The 6,134-nt window shown below is 43.6% G+C and carries 4 protein-coding genes and 3 pseudogenes; 4 read left to right on the top strand and 3 right to left on the bottom strand.

Annotation, left to right across the window (positions count from 1 at the left end; all coding sequences use genetic code 11):
- The 3 genes and pseudogenes from AND4_RS20470 to AND4_RS19750 all read right to left on the bottom strand — a co-directional run.
- Positions 1-144, bottom strand: a pseudogene (locus AND4_RS20470) (HAD-IB family hydrolase); the annotation flags it as partial.
- Between the two features lie 16 nt (positions 145-160).
- Positions 161-310: a hypothetical protein gene (locus tag AND4_RS18145; RefSeq protein WP_241210263.1), complete on the bottom strand. Its 150-nt coding sequence runs from the start codon at positions 308-310 to the stop codon at positions 161-163.
- Between the two features lie 310 nt (positions 311-620).
- Positions 621-782, bottom strand: a pseudogene (locus tag AND4_RS19750) (fluoroquinolone resistance protein); the annotation flags it as partial.
- Between the two features lie 202 nt (positions 783-984).
- Here AND4_RS19750 and AND4_RS18150 point away from each other — a divergent pair.
- The 4 genes and pseudogenes from AND4_RS18150 to AND4_RS18165 all read left to right on the top strand — a co-directional run.
- Positions 985-2,010, top strand: a complete 1,026-nt coding sequence (locus AND4_RS18150; protein WP_009844443.1) for an HlyD family secretion protein — start codon at positions 985-987, stop codon at positions 2,008-2,010.
- Complete coding sequence (locus AND4_RS18155; protein ID WP_009844444.1) at positions 2,007-3,494, top strand: DHA2 family efflux MFS transporter permease subunit; 1,488 nt, start codon at positions 2,007-2,009, stop codon at positions 3,492-3,494. Before AND4_RS18150 ends, AND4_RS18155 begins: the two co-directional genes overlap by 4 nt.
- 848 nt (positions 3,495-4,342) lie before the next feature.
- Positions 4,343-5,110, top strand: a complete 768-nt coding sequence (locus AND4_RS18160; protein WP_043991881.1) for a hypothetical protein — start codon at positions 4,343-4,345, stop codon at positions 5,108-5,110.
- A gap of 256 nt (positions 5,111-5,366) precedes the next feature.
- Positions 5,367-6,134, top strand: a pseudogene (locus AND4_RS18165) (alpha-glucosidase); the annotation flags it as partial.

Raw genomic sequence — 6,134 nt, forward strand, 5'->3', positions numbered from 1 at the left:
ATAAAAGGGCAGAATCACAACTTGCCCTAGCCATTTTCGTGGGCCAGAAACGGCATAGTGGAGGAAGGCGCTGAACATGTCTTTATCTGTTATGGTGCTATCAAAATCAAACAGGGCTAGGGATGGTTTTTGAGCGTCTGACAATTTTCGGCCTTATGGTTTAGTGTGCGTGAAGGAAGTTTATCACCATCATACCTGCTGCGATAAGCGCCATCCCAACCCAAAGGCTTGTCTCCATGTGTTGGCAAACCAGTTGCGAGACTAAGATCGCCGACACAATCACTGACCAAAGTGCGTGAACAATACCCAATGTCATGCCACCTTTGAATCAAATAACTTTTATGGATTTGAAATAATAAGGGTTGCAGCGTCTTACATACTCTTACACCAATTTTTTGTGACAAAGGATACACTTCCGCTGTGTTTGCAAAGAGAGTGGTGAGACACTAAATCTTTTATTCTGCTTGGCCGCCAAGTCCACAGTGAAAGGGTTCACCACACTCAGGTGTCATGACTTCAATTTCTTTTGCGCTTTACTTAAAGCCTTTATTGCGCACAGGGGGAAAGTTAGGGTTTCTTTCCTCCGTTTTTCTTTTATTTTCTGACAACTGACTCTCGTCCTAAATCACGATCAATCCAAATGGCGCTAGCAGTTGTTCTTGTTGCCAGTCGCAGATCTTAACACCGTATAAAGAGGTGCGACGGACGTCTAAGCCGTCTAAATCGACGTGGGTAAGGTCACTCTCTTCTATATTAAAGCTGCCCCATTGTTCTTTGCTGAACCAGGTATCTAGAGGTTACTCGGATACAGCAAGCCAATTGAACTTTCCTCTTCTATACTTTGGAGGCGATTTTACTCTTTTGTACATCATTTGAATGATTTGGCAATGCTCAAAATTGAAACTTAACCTTTCATATCATCTTGTTGTTCATGAGCTGAAAAATCCTACACTGATCCAATAATTGAACACTTGGACAATATAAATGAGTGACGATATCGCGAAGCAATCCTCTTCGAAATCAAACCTGACCAAAATACTTTTTTTGCTTGTCTGTGCAATTGCCTTTGGCGCGATGTACTGGTCATGGCAATACTCTGACGGTCACCCGAGTACGGAAGATGCTTATATAAGAGCTAAAATTCTGTCTGTTGCTCCCCAGGTTCAAGGTCAGGTGGTAACGGTAGAAGCGAAAGATTTTCAAGTCATCAATAAAGGCGATTTACTGCTAAAGATTGATTCTCGCCCTTATCTACTTGAAGTAAAACAGGCTAAAGCCGCTTACCAATTGGCCGTTCAACAACATGATGTCGCCGACAAACAAGTGACCGAAGCGGTGGCTGGTTTGGATGCAGCACGTTCGAACCTGACTGAAGCTCAAGTGGAATACAAGCGAACAAACTCTCTGGTGCAACGTAAATTAGCGTCTGCCCAAGACCTCGATACCGCGAAAAATAAACTTGCTAATGCGCAAGCCAGCCTAGAGCAAGCGCGTGCAACGGTTGAAAAAGCGATCGCAAATCGTGGTGAAGAGGGCGCAGAAGCGGCTGTGGTTCAGCAAGCTGCAGCTCAACTCGCACAGGCTGAACTGAATTTAAGCTATACCGATATCACTTCTCCTGTCGATGGTATCGCGGGTGAAATCAACACACATACGGGTTCTGTTGTCGGCATTGGCCAAACTCTGTTCCCCGTGATTGTGAAAGACAGTTACTGGGTGCGCGCAAACTTTAAAGAGACTGACTTAACTCACATCAAAGCAGGTATGCATGCCGAAGTCGTGATTGACATGTATCCAGACTTGGTTTGGGATGCGAAAGTTGAAGAATTATCTCCAGCAAGTGGTACGTCTTTCTCACTCATGCCGCCAGAAAATGCAACAGGTAACTGGGTAAAAATAAAACAACGTTTCCCTGTACGCTTGACGCTTGAAGTTCCTGAGGGTGCGCCACAATTGCGTGTTGGCGCGAGTTCTGAAGTCACTGTTGATCTGCAAAGTAACGCACAATGAGTAACGAGATTACGGCCGACAAGCGGGGGATCGCCACCGTCGCCGTGATGCTTTCTGCCATCATGGTGCTGATAGACATGACCGTTGCCAACGTGTCGCTTTCGCACATGATGGGGGCGCTGGGTGCAACAGCAGACCAAATCACTTGGGTACTGACTGGCTACAGCATGGCAGAAGCAATCTTCATTCCGATGACCAGCTTTTGGGTATCGCGCTTTGGTGAACGCAAAGTCATGCTGGTGGCGGTGATTGGCTTTGTGATTGCCAGTGCTTTCTGTGGGCAAGCAGGCTCGCTCGAAGAGATGGTGGTGTTCCGTATTATCCAAGGTGCGTTTGGTGCTTCAGTCATCCCATTGGCGCAATCGACACTGGTTCAAATTTACCCTTCAGAGCAAAAAGGCAAGGCGATGGCGATCTTCTCTATCGGTATCTTGCTTGGTCCTATCTTGGGACCTGTGGTCGGTGGTGTCATTACCGATAACATTGACTGGCGTTGGATATTTTACATCAACTTACCATTTGGTTTGGTGTGTACTGCGTTGATTTATCGTTATATCCACATCAGCAATAAAACCAAACCGAACTTCGACTGGTGGATCATCGGCTATATGGCGCTCGGGGTCGGTGCGTTGCAGTTTGTGCTCGATAAAGGTAATGATGAAGATTGGTTTAACTCACGCATTATCCAAACCGCCGCTTTACTTGCGGTAATGGGCTTAATCATGTGGCTCTACCGAAGTTGGAAGACCAAGAGCCCGATTGCACCGCTGTGGTTGCTCAGGGACAAAAACCTGATGGTCTCATCCTTAATGATGGCGGTGGTGTCGATGGCCATGTTCGGTTTGACCACTCAACAGCCTATGCTGCTCGAAAGCTTGTTGAACTACCCAGTGTCGACCACGGGTATGTTGATGGCACCAAGGGGGCTAGCGTCTGCTTCAATGTTGATATTCGTAATTGTGATTAACCCTCAATTTGACCCAAGATTGAAGATTGTTTTTGGTCTAACCTGTATCGGTATTGGTAGCTACCTCATGACTTTGTACTCGATGGAGATCGATACCTTCTGGATCGTGATGCCAAGTATGATTCAAGGGATGGGACTAGGTTTGACCTTCTCGACACTATCATCGCTGGCGTACATGACGTTACCTAAAGAACAATCGGTCGCAGGGGCGAGTATTTTTAACTTGTTCCGCACCATTGGCAGCTCGTTTGGTATATCCATAGCGACGACTTACCAATACCGCGATGGTCAGCAGCAGTGGCATGCATTGAGTGAGGGATTTAACCCTTACAACCCAGTGCTGCATCAATGGGCTGGCAAACAGGGGTTATCGATCACTGACCCAGCTGCACTAGAGCAATACCAAAACATGCTCGAACAACAATCTCAAATGGTCGCATTTGTACACACTTTTCAGCTAGTTGGAGTGATGTTCGTTGTCATGATGCCGATGCTGATATTTATCCGCTCAAGGTAAACTTTTAAAGACAAACAAAAGCGTCCTTAACTTAGCCAAGTAAGGGCGCTTTTTAATTTTTGACCTTTTACGTCAGTTTGTTGAAAATTAACCTAAACTGGCATCGCTAAAATGAAGTTTATATTGAATGGATTTTCTCTATGGCAGGCAGCACTCTACATAGCGAAAGAATACAAAATACGCTTCGCTGGTAGGTCAATAAATTATGTGATCAAGCTAAAAAATACCGATGATAATATGATATCGCTTCAATAATATCTTGGTTAATTTAACCTATCTCCTCGTTCCTTATAACAAGGTTTTTACTGGTCATTGAATCAATAAATTACTAGTGAGTCGATACTCTTTTGTGAACCTCCACGATAATAAATCTCAGAGTACAACTTTTTGATACTTCTAACCTAATAAAATAAACTCCTAAGAGAAAAGTTTTACTTAAAATCCTTGCAGCCTTAATTTTACATATCAAAACAATTATACTTATCGCCAGACTGGAAAGATTAAAATAAATGGTCAGGATGAATGTATTGAGTATACCCAAGTAGCCTCAGATGTTTAGTTTGGCGAGAATGACTCGGCTTGTAGACAGGGCATCGAATCAAAGGTCTGGTGGCTTTAAGTCAAAAAACGGTAAACAAGCATACTAGCAAAGACGCTTGCCCTGAATCCTAGGCCTTGGAGTCACTTGGGGATAAAACTCGTTCAATTCAGGCTAGGTAAAGTCTTATCATTGAAATGGATTTACCTGATAAAGAATTCTAGGAATAAATGGAAGGTGCGTCACAAGAGTAGGATTCTCTTGAATATATCATTAGGGGTGCTAAAGAAATTAAAACAGGCATTGTTAGATGAATAATTCTGCAACGTATTTACTCGCTGCGATACGAGAGAAAATTAAAGAGAAAGGGATTTGCTATTCCGACCTCTCCATAGGAATGGGTATTCCGCTATCAACAATTAAGAGACAGTTACACAATACTTCTTTGGGGCTAGATAAAATACTATTGTATTCTAATTATTTAGATACTGACTTAGTAGAATTATCTATGCGTGGTAAGAGACTGCAACAAGAAAATGAACAATTTATTACCGACACCAACAGTGAAATATTTTACCGGTATCCTTATCTGTTTGATTTCTTATATTTGTTACGTAGAAAGGAATGGTCTCCGCAAGATATTGTGAGCAGGTACCAATTGACCCCTACCTCGATTACGCTTTATTTACGTGCATTGGAAATGCTGGATTACATCGAGCTTAAAGGTGACGATAAATACCGATTTAAAGATCAAGGTCGTTTTATTTTCGAAGAAGGTTCCAAGCTTGATACTTTGTTCGCCACGCGTTTTCGTGATGAGGTGTTTAGTCATGATGTGCGGCCACCGATTTGCATGGGACGTATTGCTATCACAGAAGAGCAAGAAGAGAAATTGGCGAATGAGGTGTACAACAAACTGATAGAATTTGATGTGCAAAACAAGAGCGGAGAAGGCTGCAAAAGACTGAGAAACGTATTGATGACTTACACGCCGGGTAATCAGATATTCCTTGCGGACACGATTCCGAATATTGATGGTGAATTATTAAAAGCCATCTCGATGGCGAACGAAAAATAGCAACTATTTAATCGTAATACAGAGAGTTTATATTAATCGGGTGCAGTTGGTAATCAATGCATCATAGACACTATCCAAAATTAATGACCTGTTATTTAAATAGGTCAAACGAAGAAGAGACAAATTAACCGATCTCTTCTTAAATCCAAAAGTGAAATAAATAGGGCTGACGCTTCATCATCGAAACCCGGCAGGACACGTCTCGACCTTGTTTCGCCTGAGCAAGACCGAAAGCCAATATAATGGGGGATATAAGATGCACTTTAAGACTTCTTTATGTGCGATTGCTGTCGGGGTTGCTCTAACACTAAGTGGATGCAACAACAGTGATAATAACTCGAGTGTGGAAGTGCCACTGAAAGCGGCTCAATTCCATAACACCATTGATCGTGCTGGTGTGCCAGTGGCACTGCGCGATCTTCATGGAGGTCATCTTCGCTACATTCCTTTGTTCGATAACGGCTCATGGCATGGTCACACGTTAGATACTCAAGGTGGTGAAATCGCCCTAGGTGGGACAGCGTTACTAACGGAAGAATACGTATCATTCATGGCAGCGCGCTTCGACCGTCTAACGTTAGTGGTTGATGGCACAGTAATGCCGCTTAAACTAATAGATGCTTACTCTCAACCTGGCGCGCTGATTCAAGAATACACAGGCGATAACGGCATCACTGCAGAACTTGAAATGCGCTTTGTGACGAACCGTACGTCTCTTGTTAAAACTACCGTGAAAAACCCGAATAATCTGGTTATTCGAGGTGAATGGGACGGCGAGTTGATGTCGGATTACCGCGCTGACGATGGTGAACTATACAAAAATAGCGACAGCACAATACGCAGCGTAGAAGATGCATATCCAACTTACTCACGTGAAATTATCGCGACAGACAATGGCGTTGAAGTGTCTTTTGGTGCGGTTCGTGATTCATGGTCTCTACTGACTTCAGGTGATTCTAAGTTTGAAGTGACACGCTCTATCAAGCCTGAAACGTCGACCATCAGCAGTGATAAGAAAGGCTTT

This window comes from Vibrio sp. AND4, assembly GCF_000171815.1.
In the GTDB taxonomy this organism is placed as follows: domain Bacteria; phylum Pseudomonadota; class Gammaproteobacteria; order Enterobacterales; family Vibrionaceae; genus Vibrio.